1 protein-coding gene is annotated in these 582 nt (G+C 75.4%); it reads right to left on the bottom strand.

Annotated elements, in window-relative coordinates; genetic code table 11:
- Window positions 1–74: 74 nt before the first annotated feature.
- A partial coding sequence (locus LHA35_RS29195) for a DUF3141 domain-containing protein (RefSeq protein WP_226615294.1) occupies window positions 75–582 on the bottom strand: 508 nt, incomplete at its 5' end.

The following is a 582-nucleotide window of genomic DNA, read 5'->3' as shown; positions in this document are numbered from 1 at the left end:
CGGCGCCCTGGACCAGTTCCGACGCCCGGCGCACCCCGGCCCTCCGGAGTACGACCAACTCCGGAGCGGACGCGTCATTCCGCGGCCACGCCGCCTGCCGGTCCGCCTTCCGGCAGGCCGAGGTCCCCACCGGAAGCGGCCCGAGCGGCCCACGGCGGTGCGGTGTACAGCGCGGCGAAGCCACGCTCCGCCGCGGCGTCGCGCATGGCCCGCGCCGCTTCGGCGGCCCGCGACACCGAGTCCGCGAGGGCCTTCTCCTGCGCCACGAACGTGTTGTCGGGGCGGGCCCGGTGCCGGTTCGCCCCGACCTGCTCGGCCATTTCCGCTAGGAGGCGCATCCAGGGCAGGAAGTCCGCCGACAGCATGTATCGGCTGGTCCGCATCGGGTGCAGCCAACGCAGCAGCGACGCCGTCCAGGGATTGGTCGTCGCCTGGACCCAGGGCTTCAGGAAGGCGCGGTAGCGGGCGAGGCCGGTCTCGGAGACGGCGCCGACGCGCTCGAAGGCCTCGCGCGGCGGCGGCGCGAAGCGCAGATCCTCGACGGCCCGCGGCTCGAACCGGACGGCCGCCTCTCCCGCTGCC

It is taken from the genome of Roseicella aerolata (assembly GCF_020523605.1).
Lineage (GTDB): Bacteria > Pseudomonadota > Alphaproteobacteria > Acetobacterales > Acetobacteraceae > Paracraurococcus > Paracraurococcus aerolatus.
This window is presented reverse-complemented; position numbering and strand designations above follow the sequence as displayed.